This is a genomic window from Bacteroides fragilis NCTC 9343, from assembly GCF_000025985.1.
Classification (GTDB): domain Bacteria; phylum Bacteroidota; class Bacteroidia; order Bacteroidales; family Bacteroidaceae; genus Bacteroides; species Bacteroides fragilis.
In genome coordinates this window covers 2,357,660-2,376,814 of record NC_003228.3, presented here as the reverse complement: position 1 = coordinate 2,376,814, position 19,155 = coordinate 2,357,660, and the positions used below count along the sequence as shown (strand labels likewise).

General features: G+C 41.6%; 17 protein-coding genes. 16 read left to right on the top strand and 1 reads right to left on the bottom strand.

What is annotated here, in order from left to right; all coding sequences use genetic code 11:
- Positions 1-25 precede the first annotated feature (25 nt).
- Entirely contained in the window at positions 26-3,097 is a 3,072-nt protein-coding gene (locus tag BF9343_RS09495) for a DEAD/DEAH box helicase (RefSeq protein ID WP_010992808.1), read from the top strand.
- A 224-nt stretch (positions 3,098-3,321) separates the two neighbouring features.
- On the opposite strand, the gene BF9343_RS09490 is transcribed toward BF9343_RS09495, so the two are convergent.
- On the bottom strand, positions 3,322-4,593 hold the full coding sequence (locus tag BF9343_RS09490) for an aminotransferase class I/II-fold pyridoxal phosphate-dependent enzyme (protein WP_010992807.1): 1,272 nt from the start codon (positions 4,591-4,593) through the stop codon (positions 3,322-3,324).
- A gap of 347 nt (positions 4,594-4,940) precedes the next feature.
- On the opposite strand from BF9343_RS09490, the gene BF9343_RS09485 reads away from it, so the two are divergent.
- The 15 genes from BF9343_RS09485 (at position 4,941) to BF9343_RS09415 (ending at position 19,145) form a co-directional block, all read left to right on the top strand.
- Positions 4,941-5,681, top strand: coding sequence for a TetR/AcrR family transcriptional regulator (locus tag BF9343_RS09485; RefSeq protein ID WP_010992806.1), 741 nt, complete (start codon positions 4,941-4,943; stop codon positions 5,679-5,681).
- Positions 5,682-6,121: 440 nt separating this feature from the next.
- Positions 6,122-6,511 (top strand): type VI secretion system tube protein TssD, encoded by a 390-nt coding sequence (gene tssD, locus BF9343_RS09480; RefSeq protein WP_005787106.1) that lies wholly within the window; start codon positions 6,122-6,124, stop codon positions 6,509-6,511.
- An 88-nt stretch (positions 6,512-6,599) separates the two neighbouring features.
- On the top strand, positions 6,600-7,049 hold the full coding sequence (locus tag BF9343_RS09475) for a hypothetical protein (protein WP_005787103.1): 450 nt from the start codon (positions 6,600-6,602) through the stop codon (positions 7,047-7,049).
- 15 nt (positions 7,050-7,064) lie between these two features.
- Positions 7,065-8,444 (top strand): DUF5458 family protein, encoded by a 1,380-nt coding sequence (locus tag BF9343_RS09470; RefSeq protein WP_005794652.1) that lies wholly within the window; start codon positions 7,065-7,067, stop codon positions 8,442-8,444.
- Between the two features lie 12 nt (positions 8,445-8,456).
- Positions 8,457-10,940, top strand: a complete 2,484-nt coding sequence (locus BF9343_RS09465) for an ATP-dependent Clp protease ATP-binding subunit (RefSeq protein WP_010992805.1) — start codon at positions 8,457-8,459, stop codon at positions 10,938-10,940.
- A gap of 15 nt (positions 10,941-10,955) precedes the next feature.
- Positions 10,956-11,384, top strand: coding sequence for a type VI secretion system tube protein TssD (gene tssD / locus BF9343_RS09460; protein ID WP_010992804.1), 429 nt, complete (start codon positions 10,956-10,958; stop codon positions 11,382-11,384).
- 26 nt (positions 11,385-11,410) lie between these two features.
- Entirely contained in the window at positions 11,411-11,818 is a 408-nt protein-coding gene (gene tssD, locus BF9343_RS09455; protein ID WP_005787094.1) for a type VI secretion system tube protein TssD, read from the top strand.
- A gap of 11 nt (positions 11,819-11,829) precedes the next feature.
- The gene (locus BF9343_RS09450; RefSeq protein ID WP_010992803.1) at positions 11,830-12,696 is read left to right on the top strand and encodes a hypothetical protein; all 867 of its coding nucleotides are present in this window, start codon (positions 11,830-11,832) and stop codon (positions 12,694-12,696) included.
- 4 nt (positions 12,697-12,700) lie between these two features.
- Positions 12,701-13,678, top strand: a complete 978-nt coding sequence (locus BF9343_RS09445; protein ID WP_005787090.1) for a hypothetical protein — start codon at positions 12,701-12,703, stop codon at positions 13,676-13,678.
- A gap of 13 nt (positions 13,679-13,691) precedes the next feature.
- On the top strand, positions 13,692-14,099 hold the full coding sequence (gene tssD / locus BF9343_RS09440; protein WP_005787089.1) for a type VI secretion system tube protein TssD: 408 nt from the start codon (positions 13,692-13,694) through the stop codon (positions 14,097-14,099).
- Positions 14,100-14,101: 2 nt separating this feature from the next.
- The gene (gene tssD / locus BF9343_RS09435) at positions 14,102-14,521 is read left to right on the top strand and encodes a type VI secretion system tube protein TssD (RefSeq protein WP_009292156.1); all 420 of its coding nucleotides are present in this window, start codon (positions 14,102-14,104) and stop codon (positions 14,519-14,521) included.
- Between the two features lie 4 nt (positions 14,522-14,525).
- Positions 14,526-14,984, top strand: a complete 459-nt coding sequence (locus BF9343_RS09430; protein ID WP_010992802.1) for a hypothetical protein — start codon at positions 14,526-14,528, stop codon at positions 14,982-14,984.
- A complete protein-coding gene (locus BF9343_RS09425; RefSeq protein WP_005787083.1) occupies positions 14,981-15,421 on the top strand; it encodes a GPW/gp25 family protein in 441 nt (146 codons plus the stop codon). Before BF9343_RS09430 ends, BF9343_RS09425 begins: the two co-directional genes overlap by 4 nt.
- A 30-nt stretch (positions 15,422-15,451) precedes the next feature.
- Positions 15,452-17,269 carry a type VI secretion system baseplate subunit TssF gene (locus BF9343_RS09420; RefSeq protein ID WP_010992801.1) on the top strand — a complete coding sequence of 606 codons (1,818 nt, stop codon included), beginning with the start codon at positions 15,452-15,454 and terminating at the stop codon, positions 17,267-17,269.
- Between the two features lie 25 nt (positions 17,270-17,294).
- Positions 17,295-19,145: a type VI secretion system Vgr family protein gene (locus tag BF9343_RS09415; protein ID WP_010992800.1), complete on the top strand. Its 1,851-nt coding sequence runs from the start codon at positions 17,295-17,297 to the stop codon at positions 19,143-19,145.
- Positions 19,146-19,155: the final 10 nt, after the last annotated feature.

Sequence of the window (19,155 nt, the reverse complement as noted above, 5' to 3'; positions counted from 1 at the left end):
TATTTGCACGATAAAAAGAAATAAGATGAATTACATGCAGATACTCTCTTGCTGGCACAAATTAGAACATTTTTCTCCAGCTATTCTACCCAAAGATAAAAGTCTTAAACCACTGAAAGAACTTCCTTGGATGCGTCCATTAGAAGCTAAAGATCCGAAAAAGACAATTCAGTATACTATCTATTTAGGGGTGTTTTCCCAGATATCTGTTTCGGATTTTGTGAAAGATTTCTTCAAAGATGAACGTAATAATCCGAACGTAACGGATGCCAAAGTATGCTATGCTTCTCTTAAATTGGATAATCTGGGAGTATATATACAAAACACATTCGGATTTTCTACTATGCCGTGGGCCTTAAGACAGTTGGAGGCGGGCAAAGCGAACACCAATTCTTGGTCGGAAGATTTTGATAAATTGAGAAAGAACCTGTTAGAGCGATTGGGCGAGAATAGGAAGGAACTTGCGGAAGATTACTCAAGTTATTTGTCGGAGACCCAAACGTTAGAAAATCTTCAACAGATACAAGCTCTAATCATACAAGACTTAAAGTGGAGCACTTCGCCGGAAACTGAAATATATGTTCGAATAGAAGAAGTATACAAAAAAAACAATACTTCAGATAAGGAAGAAGCGAATGCAGACCTATTAAACAGTTTCTACATCGACGATTTGGAGCGAATAATTACTTCATCCGTAAAAGGAAGTTACAATACCGCTTTCCGTAATTATTTGAGTGCCTGTTTGAATAAAGACTTTGTTCATTTCGATTTGTCACTTCAACCAGAGATCTTGAAAGAATGTTTAGTCCCGGAGAATTATCCGGATGGTTGCTGGCCATCTCCCCATACGGCGAGTTTGATGCAGCAATTTGCCGTGAATACGGTCAGTAAAGAATTATCAGGGGAAAAGCAGGAGGGCATATTCTCGGTAAATGGACCTCCTGGAACAGGAAAGACTACTTTATTAAGAGATATCATCGCAGCTATTCTGGTGAAACGTGCCAAAAAGATGGTTAACTTTACTGAACCGGCAAAAGCGTTCCGTAAAATAGGTGAAGTGCAAGTGAGTGAGAAGTACACGCCATTCATTTATGAACCGGATTCATCAATTTGTGACGGAGGTATAGTTGTCGCTTCCTCCAATAACGGTGCTGTTGAAAATATTTCGAAAGAACTTCCTTTAAAAAAAGAGGCAAGAGGCTATTCGGATCAGGTTGGCTATTTTCGGCAAGTGAGTGAGGAATGCGTGGGCGAAGAAAGTTGGGGACTAATTGCCGCTGTGATGGGCAATAAAGAAAATCAACGAAAATTGATATACAGCATTTGGGATGGGGACTCGGAGGAGGAAAGTTATACTTTAAAACAGCAACTAAAGGACTATAAACCAACAGAAGAAGAATGGTTGAATATTGTCGTATCTTTTAAAAATAAACTTGAAGAGGTGGAGATTGAGAAATCTCGTCTAACCGGTTTTATGAAAGATGCGGAAAGCATAGAAAAACTTCGTATCCAGCTTGAGGATGCTGAAAGCCATTTATCTCATGTCGACAAGGAACTAGAGGGACTGCTTGAGGAAAAAAATTTATTGTCTACTGAGATAAAAAGAGGTAAACAACAAAAAGAAGATGCTATGACGGAATTGAAACTGTTACAATCTACCCGCCCCGGCTTCTTTATCTATTGGTTTAATAAAACGGTACGAACTCAATATAAAAAGGCCTTAACTGCTACTCTCACGAAATATAATCAATTATCCGAAGAAATAACCAAGCAGAAAACCTCGTTGCAAGCACTTGACTTACGTGTAGAAAAACAAAGAAAAATACAAGAACAAAGCCAAAAGGACTACGACAGGATAAATAGCGACTATGCTCGATTGTCGGAATTGACCGAAGCCGCCCGTCAGGAATTGAAAGGAGCCTATGCCGATGCTTCATTTTGGAAACAGATTGAATCAAAGGAGGTACAGGAAATCTCTCCTTGGTATTCGAAGAGACTTAAACAATTACAATCTGAATTGTTCATTGAAGCAATGAAAGTGAACGAGTTGTTTATACTACGAGCCAATGCCACATCGAGCCGCATAAAAACAACGCTGGATGTTTTCTTTAATTTTCTTAAAACGGGAGGAAACCTTACGGAAAGAGAAATACAGGCAATGTGGAATACATTTTGGCTGATAGTCCCTGTCGTTTCTTCTACATTTGCGTCTATTCAACGCATGTTTAGCCAAATGAAAACAGGAACAATCCCCTGGCTATTTGTAGACGAGGCAGGGCAGGCAGTTCCACAAGCGGCGGCAGGAGCTATCTGGCGTTCCAAACGGGCTGTTATCGTAGGAGATCCTTTTCAAATAGAGCCCGTAGTTACGATTCCTGAGCAGATTGTCAATAATATCAGTCATCATTTCGGATTGGATAAAACACAGATACAGACTTCTCTTTCCGTTCAGTCTATGGCCGATCGTGCCAATCCGTATGGTTGGATAACAAATGATACTTGGACCGGATCTCCGCTACGGGTGCATCGTCGTTGTGTTGACCCGATGTTTTCCATAGCAAATGAGATCGCGTATAATGGCATGATGTATAACTCCACTTTGGCTGAAAGTTCTCAACTGTTTATGCGGAATGGATTTTTGCAAGTAGAGGGGAAAGTGAGCGGACGACATTACGTACCAGAGCAAGGTGTCTTAATCAGGCAAATGATTATTGATGAGATACACCACTTACAGGACTTGCCCGATTTGTTCGTGATCTCTCCATTTTCAGAAATACCATCTATCTTGAAAAAAGAATTGCGTCAGCCTATTAAGCAAGCACTGGCTACCTATAAATCAATAGAAGACAACGAACTAAAAAAGTGGTTGGATGCCCATATCGGAACAGTCCATACGTTTCAAGGTAAGCAGGCAGCAGGTGTAATTTTATGTCTGGGGTTGGATGAGAAGTCAAAAGGGGCTGCTTCCTGGGCTTCATCCAAACCTAACTTATTAAATGTGGCTTTAACACGCGCTAAACAACGATTTGTTGCTGTGGGAGATGGAGATATTTGGTTGCGACAACCCTATTTTAGCAAATTGAAAGCATTAAATTGAAAGTTTTACGGTATTAAAACTACCTATTTTTTCTAGGATTTTCACCATACTACTTTTTTACCATCGTGAAAGTTTACCATGGTAAACTTTCACGAAATTTAAGTAATAGATCTATGTACTTACTCAAAATATTGTCAAGGCAATTTTGTGGAATTAAAGTCCAGGAGGGTATCCGAAACATTTCGGATACCCTCCTATTATTTGTATGACAATATGCCGTTTTATCAGATAAGTCCGTATTTTTTGCCTATTTCATGGAAGACGTTTATCAACCTGTCACAGTCTTCAAACGTATGTGACGACATCACGCCAATTCTAATTCGGCACATATTAGGAGGTACAACCGGAGGAAATATGGCATTGGTAAATATATCCCTGTCATAAAGTTCCTTTGTTATCTGAGTCAATATGTATTCATCTCCCACAATCACAGGTATAATAGGAGTCATCGAATTTAATGTATTGAAGCCCAATGCTTTCAATCCATTTCTTACATATTCGGCATTCCGCTTCAGTGCATTCTGAATGTCCGTATTACGCATCTCTTTGATTACTTCAAGGGATGCTGCACAAATACTCTGGGGTAAAGAGGTAGAATACATGTTGCTACGGGCATAAACCCTCAGGTAATCAATAATGTTTTGTTTGGCAGTTATAAAACCTCCTATCGATCCTATTGCTTTACTGAGCGTTCCTGTAACGATTATATTTTCGCGCTCTTTTATATCATAATAGCTTAGCGTTCCGGCTCCGTCTCCTCCAATCACTCCCGTCGCATGGGCATCGTCTATTAAAAGCAATGCATTATATTTCTTCGTAATCTCTAAGATAGCCGGAATATCGGCAATATCCCCATCCATACTAAATACTCCGTCAGTCACCACCATCATACCATCCTTGTATTGCCCGGCATTTTCTTTTAATATTTTTTCAAGTGCTTTAGGATCATTATGCTTATATCTTACCATTTTGGCACCGGACATTAGAGCCCCGTCAATTAAACTGGCGTGGTTGAGCCTGTCATATACCAGCAAGTTGTTAGGGCGTATCAATCCTACTATCACACCTATATTGGCAGTGAAGCCAGAAGAGAATAATATAGTGTCATCAAAACCGGTCAGCTTGGCTATCTCTTTTTCCAATTCATTTTGGAATATTGTCGTTCCGCTCAATAGTGGAACCCCGCCACTTCCTACTCCATAGTCAGTTATTACACGAACCGCCTTTTCCACTACTGATGGTATGCCGGTAGCATCCAAATAACTATTGGAACCGAACATCAGCATTTTCTTTACTTCATTAGTTTTTCTATCAACAACCTCGACTTCCCTACCGCAACCGGAAACCATTGGGGATTTGACGTAGATGTGTAGCGAGTTCTCTTCGTGTAGTTGGAGTTCTTTTTGGAAATTGGAGACTTTTTCCAAAATACTGCCACCGGGGCTATTCTTACATACCGAATAGTCAATTTTGAACCTAGATATGTTCTCTTTCATTTTAGTATTTATACGTTATAAATTTGTTTGCAAAGATAATGACAAAAATAAACTAAGCAAATTAAATCGTCTATAATTGAATTAGTAAAACAGCCACATATTATATTTGAATTACTTATTTGTTGCTTGTAAGGCGTAAAATACCTATATTTGCAACATATCTCATTGTTTATACAAACAAACATGCGAAGGGAGAATCAAACTGTTGGATAAACAAGCATAAGCCTTCTTTGAACAACTCCAACTGATTCTTTAGGAATGAAATTTTATTGGAGGGAAAAACGAAAATACCTCCGGACTTCTGGTGATTAAATTTTTTATTATTTAATAAGTACTATATAATAATGATGGGACAGGGAGATAAAAAAATTCGAATAAGGAGAACCAATGAGCAGTTGGATAAGGAGGTAATATCTGAATTTGAAAAGCTTGTAGGTGAGTTTGGTTTTGGAAATGTTAATTTGAGTGCATTAATGAAAGCTGCTGACTTAGAAGCTAATGTGTTTTACAGAAGATATGGTTCGATGGATAATCTTTATGACAGACTGGCCAAGCAATACGACTTCTGGATCAATAATACCATTGATATTTCCACACTTAATACATTAGGACCTAAAAAGTTTTTTGCAGAAACGTTCAAGACATTGTTCAGGAATCTGTCAGAGAACAGTGTGATGCAAAAGTTGCTGCTTTACGAAATGACAACTATTAATAGTACTACAAAGAGATCTGCGGAAACACGGGATGTTATGAACTTAAACTTAATAACATTTTACGAAAATCTCTTTGCACCGGCGAAAATCAATATTAAAAGTATTGCGTCAATCCTAATAGGGGGAATTTATTATTTGATATTACATAAAGAGTGTGCTAAAATCTGCACAATAGACTATAAGACTAAAGAAGGAGAAAATGCTTTTTCAGAAGGAATCGACTTTTTAACTGACATTATTTTTGATAGGTTGGAGATGTATGACAGGGATAAAAAGGCAATCCGGCAAATGATATCAGATGGCATAAGTGAATCCAAAATATGCAAGTATATGGGCATCAATAAGAATGACCTGAAAACATTGCTTTCGGAATAGTCACAGGAGACTATATGGACAGATGTTTAAGGAAATCCTGAAGTTCTACAGCCTTCCTAATTCAGCAATATATTTAATGGCAATATCCATACGTAAAGACGAAGGTATTGCCATTATTCTTTTCATATAATACAATCTCAATAATCGCCTTCACGTTTTCAATAAGATTCCAAATAGGTATATATACGTCTTTTTATCAATCAGTTACACTTCTTTAATTATAAATTCTCTCAATAATAGATCCCATTATTTGTTTACGAATATATAATTATCAAAAAATATATTTTATTTTTTAAGCAAACCATTTTTCGTATATTATTTTTGTTCTATATTTGCATGCTGAGGACTATATAGAAGCCATGCACTTTTATAATGAAATGAAATCGTAGTTTTCTTGTAGTCTGTATTAAACAAATTATTAACATTTAAACTCCTAAAACATGGCATTTAGAGCAACCTTAAGCTTTGCAGGAAAAGAGTTTGACGTGCTGGATTGCACGTACAGTCTCAAGCGAGATGTGGATTCCAAAGGACGCCCATCTTCAAACATTTATGGTGGACAAATTCGTCTGCATGTGGAATCGACTGATGATACTTCCATTCTGGAGAACATGACCAATCAGTTTAAACCTCATTCCGGCAGCATCGTCTTCAAAAAAGGAGATGAAGAAGCCAAGATGAAGGAACTTACCTGGGAAAACGGATACATTACCGAATTTACCGAAAACATCGACATTGTCGGCTCGCAGCCGATGACTATCACTTTTGTCGTATCGGCTCAGGTAATCAAGATTGGTGGCGCACAATTTGAACAGAATTGGCCGAAGTAATCATGTAGTAATCATGTAGGTAACAGAAGCCATCTGCTGTTTTTTTAATATGTGGATGGCTTCTGTAGCTTAAAAACAAAAAAGACAAATGGCAATACTTGAATATGGAATTGGTGGTAATGAAGTGAAAGTTGATACTTCCGAAGCCATCGCAAACATTCCGGAGAATCGCTCCCTCATAGTTGAACAGTTAACTGCTGACGAACCTGTAACTCCTGAAGCGGTCAAAGGCTTAAGCACTATCGAAGAGGTGTTTGCGCACTTCTTGCCCAACATTGATGTTGAATTTGAAAATGAAGAAGGGCAACCGGTAAAAGAAAACTTTAGATTTAGCTCAGTGGCGGACTTCAGTGTGAAGAATATGACACAGAATAGTCCATTCCTCCATAAGTTGGATACGGAGAAAACATTCTACGAGGGGATGGTGACACAATTGCGTTCTAATAAAGTTCTACAACGAGTGTTGGAGAATCCGGAATCCAAAAAGGCGTTTATCAGCGCGCTGGAAGCATTGAGTAACGAATTAAAGACCGAATAAAAGACAATAAGAACTATGGAAGATAATAAAAATAAGTCTGAAGTTCAGGCGCAAGAAACCGTTCAAGTTTCCTATAAAGAGAAAAACAGGGAATCCTCTCTGGCTTCGGCACTGGATGTGTTGTCCAGATTCGGCGGTTTCAATTTTCTGGAATCAACAGTAGATGGTGTTCAGAACCTGAACCCCGAGCGTAAGGCACGCAAAAAGATATTCTTAACCGATGAACAGAAGCAAGAAGAACGGGAAGTGCTGAAGAATAAGATAGATATGTGGATCGACCTGCTGAACTCATCATCGGCAGTGACGGAAATGATTGCCACTTCTAAAGCTAAATCGGAAGCTGCCGCATCGCATCTTGCCAAAAGCCAATTGGTGGCAGTGCAGAGTGTGAGGGATATGGAACAGGCATACCGTGGAGTGATGTTGTTCTATAAGAATACGGAAGCGGACAAAGTGAACAACGTGACGATAGTCAATGCTTCCAAAGAACAACTGACCGACCTCGACAATCCCCGCTTCATTGATTTCGTTGCCCGCGAACTGAAACAGAACTATGACAAGTTGGATTTACGTCAAAATTACTCACTGTTAGCCATTCCGGGCTATCTTGGTTCGAATAAGGTACTTGAAAAATGGGCGAAAATCGCTTATGAAAATAAAGTGATGCTCTATACGGACTTTGCCGACCTTGATAAGCCGGAAGATGTGGTGGAACTGTTCTCTTCCTCCAATATGGCAAGTGGGGAGGCCTTCAAAAGCAATACCTGCATGACCTGCAACTGGCTGGTGGGACGTGCCGGATACCGGGAAATCGGTGAAGAGGAAGACCTCCATGTTTCTCCGTCCATTGCTTTGATGGGTAAAGTTTACACCACTCTGATGTCTCAGGTAACTGCCGGTAAGAAGTATGGCGGCATTAATGAAATAGATGCGGTGGTATTCCCGTTGAAGAAAAGCGAAATCTCACAACTGGAGAAAATGGGTTTAATTCCGATGGTCAATGAATATGGTAAAGTGATGGCGTTCTCCGCAAAGACATTGTTCAACGGTGACAATCTGGGATTGCAAACTTATTCTGTGGTACGTGTATTCGACTATATTACCAAGGTATTGTTTGATTTCCTGAACCGCCGTTCGTTCGAGAACTGGAGTTCTAAAACCGAACGTGACCTGAGAGGGCAGATTGTACAGTATCTTGATAGTGTACAGGGAGCCGACCGCCTTATCGAAAAATTCAAGATAATCCGTTTCGAGCAAGACCAAAAGCAGAAAGACCGTATTTATCTGGATATTCACATGACTCCGTTCTTCCCTGCCAAGAGCTTTGTTATCAAGTTGGACGGCACGAAAGGTGATGATGGTACAAACTGGAATACAAATTACGAACAGGCGTAATAAGAATAAAATATGGATTTTTTGAACATCAATGAAACAGTTCAGAGCGTAATCCGAATATCAAAAGGTGTCGCCCGTGAGTATGGCAATGCCAGCTATGCTCCGGCACACCTTTTGTTTGCCTTGATGCACAAAGAGGTAGGTCTGCGTTCGTTTGTCGAATCGTTGGGTAAGGATGCCGATTACTTGCGCGAATGGGCGGAGGTAAGAATAGAGGAGTACCCCAAGGCTGCCGGTGCAGGCGAGATAATGCCCGATGGGAAAGTTAACGAACTGTTTGAGCAAGCCGATAATGTACGAATCAAGTGGGGACTGCTGGAAATCAATCCACTTTGCCTGCTGGCAGCCATTGCTACACCCGAAGCAGGTTTCAGTACGGACGAGTTGCGCTCGTTCCCTATTCGGGAGCGTGAGATACATGACCTCTTCACGAGCGGAATGGGTAATATGAAAAAATCCGTAAGTACGCAGACTGACCTTCCGGGGAGTGAAGCCCCCCTATGGACAGCCGGGGCGGGCAATTTAGATAAGTACTGTACGGATAAGACTGCTCTTGCGGCAGACAAGAAAGTATATCCTATCGTGTGCCGTGACCGTGAGACACGCATGATGATGGAAATTCTGGGGCGGATGGGTAAGCCCAACGTGCTCATCATCGGCGATGCCGGTGTGGGTAAGACTGCTCTGGTAGATGGTTTGGCATGCAGCATCATTGAGGGTACAGTTCCCCAATATCTAAAGGACATGACTATCTATGAGCTTGACACAGGAACACTGATTGCGGGTGCTACCTACAAAGGCGAGATAGAAGAACGGCTGAAAGGAATCATCAAAGAATTGTCGGCTCACGGCAATGCGATTCTCTTCATTGATGAAATACATACGCTGATCGACCCCAAGTCGGGCAACAGCGGAGCGGCAAGCATCCTGAAACCGGAGCTTGCCAAAGGAAATATAACGGTAATCGGAGTCACTACGGTGGACGAATACCGTAAACTGATTGAACCGGACCATGCCCTTAACCGGCGTTTTGAAGTATTGCAAGTATCGGAACCTGACCTTGCATCCACCGTAAATATGATACAGGCAGCTTTGGAAAGATATGAAAGCTACCACGGTGTGGGGGTAGATGTAGATTCGTTGCCGGAATGCGTGGCACTCGCCAAGCGTTATGTCAAGGAACGCCGTTTGCCGGATGCCGCTATTGATTTGATAGACCGTACCCTCTCTGCGGTTAAGATGATTAACCAGAGCGGGGAAAAAGATATAAAGGGACTGGCAGAGCAGCTTGCCGCGATTGAAGCGGCGGAAGACCAGCCCGAAGCGGAGCGCACGGAGAAGTTGCGGTTAGTCAACTTCACCATGAAGAACCGGTTAAGCCCTATCCTTCTGGGAATGCTCTCCGATGGACAGAATGAACCGGAGTCATCAGACTACGGTGAATGGATGGATTATATTTTAGGTGTACTTGACCGATTGCGTGAATTGACCAAAGAGAAAATCGGGAAAATCACTTCCCATGAAGTGGCAGCCGTTATTTCTTCTTCTACAGGTATCCCTATCGGCAAGATAGAGTCGGGCGAGAAAGAGAAGTTGCTCAATATGGAAGATATTCTGCGTCGTAGAGTTGTTGGACAGGACAATGCGCTGAAGGTATTGACAGATGCCATTGTCGAATCACGAAGTGGAATGAACAAACCGGGACAACCGATTGGCTCATTCTTCCTGCTGGGACCTACCGGAACCGGTAAGACCGAGTTGGCAAAAGCATTGGCAGAAGCACTTTTCAATGACGAAAAGGCGATGATTCGTTTTGATATGTCAGAGTTTAAGGAAGAACATTCGGCAGCCCTGCTATTGGGAGCGCCTCCGGGATACGTGGGCTACGAAGAAGGTGGCGTACTCGTGAACCGGATACGTCGTCAGCCTTACGCGGTGGTGCTTTTCGATGAGATAGAGAAAGCCCATTCTTCCGTTTATGACATCTTCCTGCAAATCATGGACGAAGGCAAGCTACACGACCGTTTGGGCAAAGAGGGTGATTTTTCCAATTCTATCGTACTGTTTACATCCAATGTAGGTAGCGAATGGCTTAGCAAACAGATTAATGAGGGCAAGAATCCTTCTACCACTGACCTGATGGAAGTCATGGGCAGTTATTTCCGTCCGGAGTTTCTTGCCCGTTTGTCGGAAATCGTGCCTTTCTCTCCTATTAACGAAACAATGCTGGTTCGTATCTTTGAGATACAGTTAAAGGGAGTTATAGCATTGCTTGAGAAGCAGCATATTGACATTGAGATTACGGAGAAGGCAAAGAACCTGCTTGCTACCCGTGGCTTCACTCCGAAATACGGAGCACGTCAGGTGGCGGGTACGATACGTAACTATATCCGCCGTCCTATCTCAAAGATGATTGTTGCAGGAACATTGGCGGCAGGGAATACAGTTGTTGTCGATGTGGCGGATAATGGAGATATTGATTGGAATGTGAAATGATAAAATGAAGATACTATGTTTGGACATAAAAGTTTTTTGAGGATAGGTGCTTTGGGCGATTCCAGTATTTCGGGATTGTACAAAGACAGTTATGAACTTGAAAATTGCCATTTCAGTTTTAATCAGGGAACGAACACGGATGGCAAACCGCAAACTGATGTACGGGGTGGAACCTTGTACCTGACTTATGCCGGTTTACCGCAAGATGATATGCTCCGCTGGATACTGAACTCTAAAAAATATGAAGACGGTGCAATTGTAATATGCGATGACAGTGATGAACCTTTGGAAAAGATTTTATTTGAGCAGGCAGCCTGTACTGGATTGAATATTGAATATACGCAAAAAGGAAAAGCCTATATACATACTAAAATTATTCTCCAAGTACGAAAAATAAAGGTAGGTGAGACAACGTTTGAAAATCGTTGGACTATTAACGAATAAGTTTTTGACTATTAAAAACAAACGGTATGGAATTATTTAGTTTTCTACAAGTAGACAGCGACTTAACAGCATGGTTTATCCTTGATGGTCAGGAATATGAGATGAGCCATTTCGATATAAATTTCGCGCAATCTGTCGACCATAAAGGGCAACCGCAAGATGAAGTACGTGGTGGTATCATGTCCATTACATTATCACAAACGCTTCCTGAAAACATTTACAGATGGGGAATGACGTCCATTCCCAAAAACGGGTCTGTGATTTTTAAATCAAAGACAACAAATCCTCCCTTGAAAATTAATTTCATCAACGCATATTGCATACGATTTAATCGAAGTATAGCCAACGAAGGAGGATTAGAAAGTCAACTGGTAATATCTCCTGATGAGATGTTAATAAATGGAATTAGCTTTGACAATCACTGGGTTAAATAATCTACAATAAGATGGGTAAGGAAATAGAAATAAAGAAATTGCCAGAGTTCGAGGCTATGGTGAATGCCGGTAATACGACCTATACGGGATTGGTAGAAGGCATCGGGTATGTGTATTGGACAACAGAAACCCTATATTTTATCCGCACTAATCCAGAACAATTATGGGCGATTCCAAAATATCAGCAAATACCTTTCCCCTATTTTCAAAGGAAAGATGCAATCATTGAGACCAAAACATTACATACACTCCATGTCTTGTCAAAAGATGAACTGTTGAAATTGGATTACGATGCCTATTATGCATTTTATGGTATCGTGGAGGAGATGCTAAAATTTATTCATCGGGCGGATGCTATTAAAAGTTATTGTGAAATACCTCTTCCCATAATAAAATCCAAAGGAGCACTAAAGGGAAATGACGCAAGAAATGGGATACTATCATTAGGTAGTCAAATAAATGACCAAATCGGAGCTCCCCTTGATGCAGCGAATATGCTAATGGATAATAAACATATAGGCAAAATTGGAGATGGATTGTCGCTTATTTCTATTATAGATGAGGTAGGTAATGGTGAATATTGGTCAGCTGCCGGAGACATTTTACTGTTTGCAGCCGGAAAAACAAAATTAAGTCCCTATATGACTGTCATAAGTTTAGGCACATGGATGTATGAGACGGACTTGATGCAATGGAGATTAGCATGTATAAATTATAGCGATTACAAAAAAACACTAATAAAATATCGAGAATTACAAAAAAAATTTGAAAGTGGAGACAAATCTGTAGAGGAAAAGATGAATGAATGTCACAAAATACTGAATTCACATTATATAGAGATGCAAAAAAATTTAGGTAATCTAGGAGTTAAATTCTAAAATAATGAATATAAGAAATTTATTTTTTTTAGGTAGTATATTACTTTTATTGAGCTGCAAAAATAGTAAACAGCAGGAAGGGTATAATTCTATTAATATTATTAAATATATTAATATTTATAATGAAAACAACAGGATTCTAACTGCACAAGGTACTGAATATGACTATCTCTATTTTGGAGACAATAAAGATAAAGAGATCTTGGCGAATGTAAATAATTTTACAAAGACATATAGTTATGATAATGATTCTTCCTGCTATACTGTAGAGGAACCCTTGTCGGAATCATTGCTAAAAACAATGAGATACACTGAAAATACCATAGAAGAACTTGTATTGGAAAATAATAAAGACACATTTAGTTATACTTTTTCTACCTATTATGATAAGAATAAGCCTAAGTATAATAAAAGTATTATAATATTAGGAGATGAACCCTCTTCTGACTCAAGATATGAGGAATACTACTACTATGATAATAATGGAAATAATACGAAGAAAATCCATCATGATTTAAACACCGGGCAAAGAGAAGAAACCTATAAATTTAATGATACAGATTATAAAGAAGCTGTTAATCTTGTCCCTTCTTCCGATTACAAACAAAATATCGAGTGTTCATTGAAACAAACTGTTAATGATACCTTAATCACTCGGATTACCTTAAACGGTGTACTTAATAGAGTGATGAAGGAATACATTGATGGAAAAAAGAAAATTAAGGAAGAGTTGGACAATGATATGACTTTAGTCAATAAAAAAACAGAGTATGAAGAAAACGGACTGAAAGTAAACGTCAATCATACTATAAGAAGTACAGGCTACTCAACCGACAGTATCTATTATAAAGGGAACAAAAAAGTTAAGCATATCTACAATTCCGACTACAATGGTACCATAACACTTGAAATCTCAGAATATGATGAGCAAGGAAATATAGTAAAGAAAACAAAAAAACTCAGATGGCCATCAGATAAATAAAAATATTCGTTGGATGCAAACCTATTTATACTTACATAAAGAGAATATCGACCTTCCTCACGGTGTGTATCGGGGGAAATATCCGCTGAAACACTTTGATTACGGATTGAGCCGTAATGTGGGGCGTAAAGGTGAAATCACTTCCGGCGTATGCGGCGGAGAAATACGAATCGTCATTGATGGATTTGCTGACGCTACCCTGCTGGGATGGCTCTTTGACACCTTCCGTAAAGAAGATGGAGCGATTGTTACACTGGATGAACACGAAACGACCTTTGCCAAACTGCAATTTTCGGGCGCATCGGTAAGGAGCTATCGTATGAACTACGATTCGCGGGTTAAAAAAGGTGTGGTGACTATCATTGTGATAGAAGCCAAAGAGATTGTAACGGACAATGACTTATTTTTTAAAAACAAATAACTATGGGCTTTTTCGACAGGCTGTTTAAAGGAAAAGAAGTGTTTGCGGATAGACGCAATCCGGATATGGTATGCGAGATAACGCTTTGCGGGCAGTCGCACATCTTGTCCGAGTTTGATATTGCCTATGAGCCGGATAATTCCTCGAAAGAATATATGGAAGCATACGCCGTATTTTCAGAGCCGGTGAATGCGGAGGTAGAAAACTGGATAATGAGAGCGGACAGGAAAGAAAACGGGACAGTCCGATTCTATCTCAACAGCGATGCTATGGACGAAGGTGCACTGTTCGAGATAAATTTCAGTAATGCGAGCTGCGTGCATTATCACAATGTATCGCAGGGAGACACATCGGTAAAGACCATTGTGATGACTTTTCCGTCTGTCCGGATGGGAGGTGATGAATTTGAACTAAAACGATAATACTATGGCTATATACTCACTACATGAAATGGCAGGACTACTCAAAACGGGTCTTTGGCAAGGCGGTGAAGTCGAGAAGCTCGGATACATCGGGACGGCAGTTCCCCATGCTTCCCCCGCACCGGCTTGCGGGCTGACGGGAGTATATATCAGTTATGATACCATGCTGGAGAGATGCGAAGTCTCGATGCAAGGCGGCGGGTGTGAATTGTTCATTTCACAATACCACCCCTATACCGGAACTTATATGACCTATGTTCTGGAAAGCAATCTTTCCGACAGGAGATTGCTTCTGGCTAAGCTGGAGGATATACTCGCAGACCGGAGGAATCCCTACCTATGGTCGCACAACTTGTACAAAAGAAATTCATTCGGCATTGAGCGCCGGTATGACACAGGACATAGCAGTATGTGGGGCGGTAGAATAGCCGCACCACGACAAAGTAAATTCTTTGGAAGATGAAACAGAAATACTATAAACTACCGGTACGTTTGGAAAAGCTCTTCGAAGGAGATATCCGGCAACTGGAAAGATGTTCCGAACTGGAATCCATCGACCAGCACATCGAACTGTTGCTGACCACCTGTCCGGGTGAGCACCGTTTCGACCCCAAATACGGTTGTCGGATTTGGGAGTTGGACTTTGAGCGCATTGTTTCTACCGAACAATGGAAAGAACTGTTTACCGGATACGTGATGCAGGCGATTTCCACTTATGAGAAACGCATTTCCGACATCACTCTCTCGGTAAACCTACAAGAAGTCGTCAGGGAAGAAGTTCTGGATAACCGGATGATACGTAAGCGGGTAGATATTACAGTACTCGCCACATTGAATTCCACCGGTGCTCCCTGCGGTTTCGGTTACAAATTATACATGGGACCTTTATCAAACGAATAATCAGGCAGTTGAAATATAAAATTAAAACGTATGGCAAATCTATTCACAAAAGAAAGCATTAAAGCCCGGATGTTCAAACAGGCGGCAACCCTATATGACATACGAAATATAGATGGCATGGACCCCCTTATCCGACTGCTGATTGAAGCCTTGTCGGGCGAAATTTTCAAGCTGTCCGGTGATATGCACGCCATTGAAAGCCGATTGTTGGAGAAAGTCGCTTCCGCCCTTACTCCACACACGGCATTGGTTGCCAAACCCGCCCATGCTATTGCTGCTGCCCGACCATATACACCGCAAGCTACTGTATCTCCCACAGACCTGTTTTCTTATAAAAGCACGGAGATAGTGAAGAAGTATAAGATGAAAAATCTCTTCTTTACTCCGCTGCATGAAACCCGCATAATCAATGCCGAACTGAAGTATCTCGTGACGGCGGATGAATTTTGCACCATCACTCCCGAAGGAGAACGTGACGCCACTGCCCGCTTTCGTTCCGATGTGCCGGTAATGGGTCGGAAAATCAGTATCGGGATGAAAATAGGCAACAATGTAACTACTCTCAACGACTTGCCGTTATATATAGATATACCGCTTGTAGCAGATAAAAGCAGTTATCTGAAATTACTGCCGTACTGCCATTGCACGATTGCCGGTATTCCTGTAGAAATTAAAGGGGGAATCGAGTACGACCCCACACGTTCGGTCAGTGAGAAATACGATCTTGGCAGGTTGATTACGGAAGAAATAACCAGCAAATATGCTTCCCATTACCTGACATTGAAAGCTCACGGATTAAAAGTCAGAGATTTGTCACGTAGCAGAGTGCCCGAAGAAATCTCTTTCCTGCTGCCAAGTGATTTCATTGCCGAATGTGATGCGGATACTGTTTGGATAGATATAGAATTTCCCACCGCTTTTTCAAAAGAAATACTGGAACAGGTAAAGGTGCAGATGAACACTTTTATCGTAGTAAACAAATATCCGGCAAAGATTACCAGAAAGGTAGATTCCGTCTCGGCCATTCTCCCTTTGGAAAAGACGGAATTTGAATATTTCCTGTTTGTGGATTCGATTACCGATAACCACGGAGACCGGCTTAGGGAAATTTCCGGCACACAGGATGAAGGCAGAGCCGGCTGTTATTCGGTCAGAAGGGGCGGTTGCGAACGCTTCAATGCGATGGATGCCAAAGATTTTCTGAACCGCCTGACAGACCTGCTATATGACGAAAGCATGGCCTTCTCTTCGACAGACAAAGACGGGATGAAAGAGGTGATCGAGCAGATAGAGGAACGGGTAAACCAATTGGGAGATAAAAATAAAGACGGAGTCGGAGGACAGGAAATGTTGTCATATGTAGTCATTGACCAACGTTATGACAAGGATACCCGGTTAACTGTGGATTATACTCTTACTAATGGCGAATTTGCCAATGACATCTATGCGGGAGAGCCATTAAATGACTGCGCCAACTCCGATATAGACGGAGATACACTGCGGTTTGTCACTTCTGCCCGTGGAGGAAAGCCGTCCCCATCCGTAAAGCGCCGGATGGATATGTACCGATTCATGCTATTGTCACACGGCAGGATATACACGAAAGAGGATATACGCAACTTCTGCATGGCAAGGTATGGCGACAGCATTCGCTCTGTGGAGGTAAAGCTGGGGTATGTAGCCGGTAAAAAAGAAAGCGAAGGTTTCATAAGGACGCTGGACGTGTATCTACGGTTATCGGAGGGGATGCAAGGATTGGACAGGGAAGAGTTCGTTGTCAATTTGGACAGTGAGCTCAGGCGGTTGTCTCCGGAGACCTATAACTACCGTGTTTTTATTAACTCATAGTATTCACCCATAAAACATATAAACTATGGCATCGACAAACTTGGACGCTGTAAGCGTGGAGATAAAAGTAGCAGGAAAAGTCTGCGATTATGTGACAATGGAACTTTTTCAGTCGGTCAGTACACATCACCGTTTCAAAATCAAAGTGAACTACCGTCCGGACAAACCAAGCGTGTGGGCTATCGGTCCCGATGTGATATTCAAGCAACTGGGTGAGAAGGTATCCATCATCATGACCCACCATGAGAGTGGAGAAAAAACGGAATTTCACGGACTGATTTCTGATATTCATGTTGAAGGTTTCGACGGTAATCAGGGATTTGTCATACTGGAAGGGGGAAGCCCTACCATCCTGCTGGACAGAGACCCCGCTATGGACTGCTATGTAGAGCAAAACCTGAATACGATAGTCAGCGACATACTTGATAAGAGCGGGGTGAAAATGAATGTGACCAACAATCCCAAACATACGGACATCATCCCTTATGTTGCCCGCTATAAAGAGACAAGCTACGGATTCCTATCCCGTCTGCTCCGCTCTTATGGCGAGTGGTTCTATTACAACGGGGAAACGCTACAGATAGGAGACCCAGAAATAGATACGGAAAGCCGTGCAGGGTATGATGTAGACCTGACGGGAGTCAGCATCAATGCCACTATCCGTTCTCTGAATCACAGCACCTATGAGTTCGACCCCGTCAATGATAAGTTCTATTACGACTACAGTGGAACACCTAAGGGTGCTACTCTTGGTTCCCGTTCGGCTGAGAAATGCAGTGAACCTATCTTCCCTACCGAGGCAAAACTACCCTCGATAAGACCTGCGTATAGCGCAATGGATTTGGAACACTACGGGGATGCCGGATTTCACCGCAACTATTCCCAATTGTCTCAAATCAAGGCTTCAAGCCGTTACTGCGGCATACGACTGGGAGAATTGGTGGTTACCCGTGTACCCGAAAGTTTCCCAGGAGTTAAGATTACCGATTTGGGACGTTACCGCATCACGGAGATTACCCATACGGTAAACTATAAAGGACAATATAGCAACACCTTCTGTGGCGTACCGGGTGGTACGCCCATCATGCCGTGGGGAGATGCCGTGATGCCGGTAGCCTATCCGGAAATGGCGAGAGTAGTGAGCAATGACGACCCTAAAAATCAGGGACGTGTCAAAGTACAGTTCATGTGGCAGGAGGTAGATGGCGGTGAGAGCTACTGGATGCGAGTGCAAAGCCCCGATGCAGGCAAGAGCGAGCAAGTTGCCAAAAACCGTGGTTTTGTGTTTATCCCCGAGCCGGGTGATTTGGTGATGGTAGGCTTCGAACAAGGCAATCCAGACCGTCCTTATGTGACAGGCAGCCTTTTCTATAAGGCTAATTCAGAGGGAGCGGCAACGGATAATACTGTTAAGAGTATGCGGACACGCAGCGGGCATACGCTGGAGTTCAAGGATGATGAGGGTGGAGACTGGGGTATTACCCTTCGAGACATTAACGGAAATGTTATACATCTGAATAGTAAAGACAAGAATATTGATATTACTGCCCCAGAAACCATCACATTGACAGCAAAAAATGTTTGCATCAATACTGAAGAGAATGTGCAGATTACAGCTAAAAAGAACATTGATATGACGGTTGAAGCGGATATTAACAGCTCAGCTAAAGGCAATCTACTATTGCAGGCTGACAAAGATGTATTGACTGCTGCAAAAGGAAATGTCGGCATCGAGGCAAAATCAGATATCAACATGGTTGGAAAGAATATTGCAGTGGAGGGTAATTCCAAGATTACACTAAACGGGGGACAGACACAAGTCGCCGGACAACAGACGACAATACAAGGAGCTGCCAATAAAATAGAGATTATGTAAACGAAAAAAG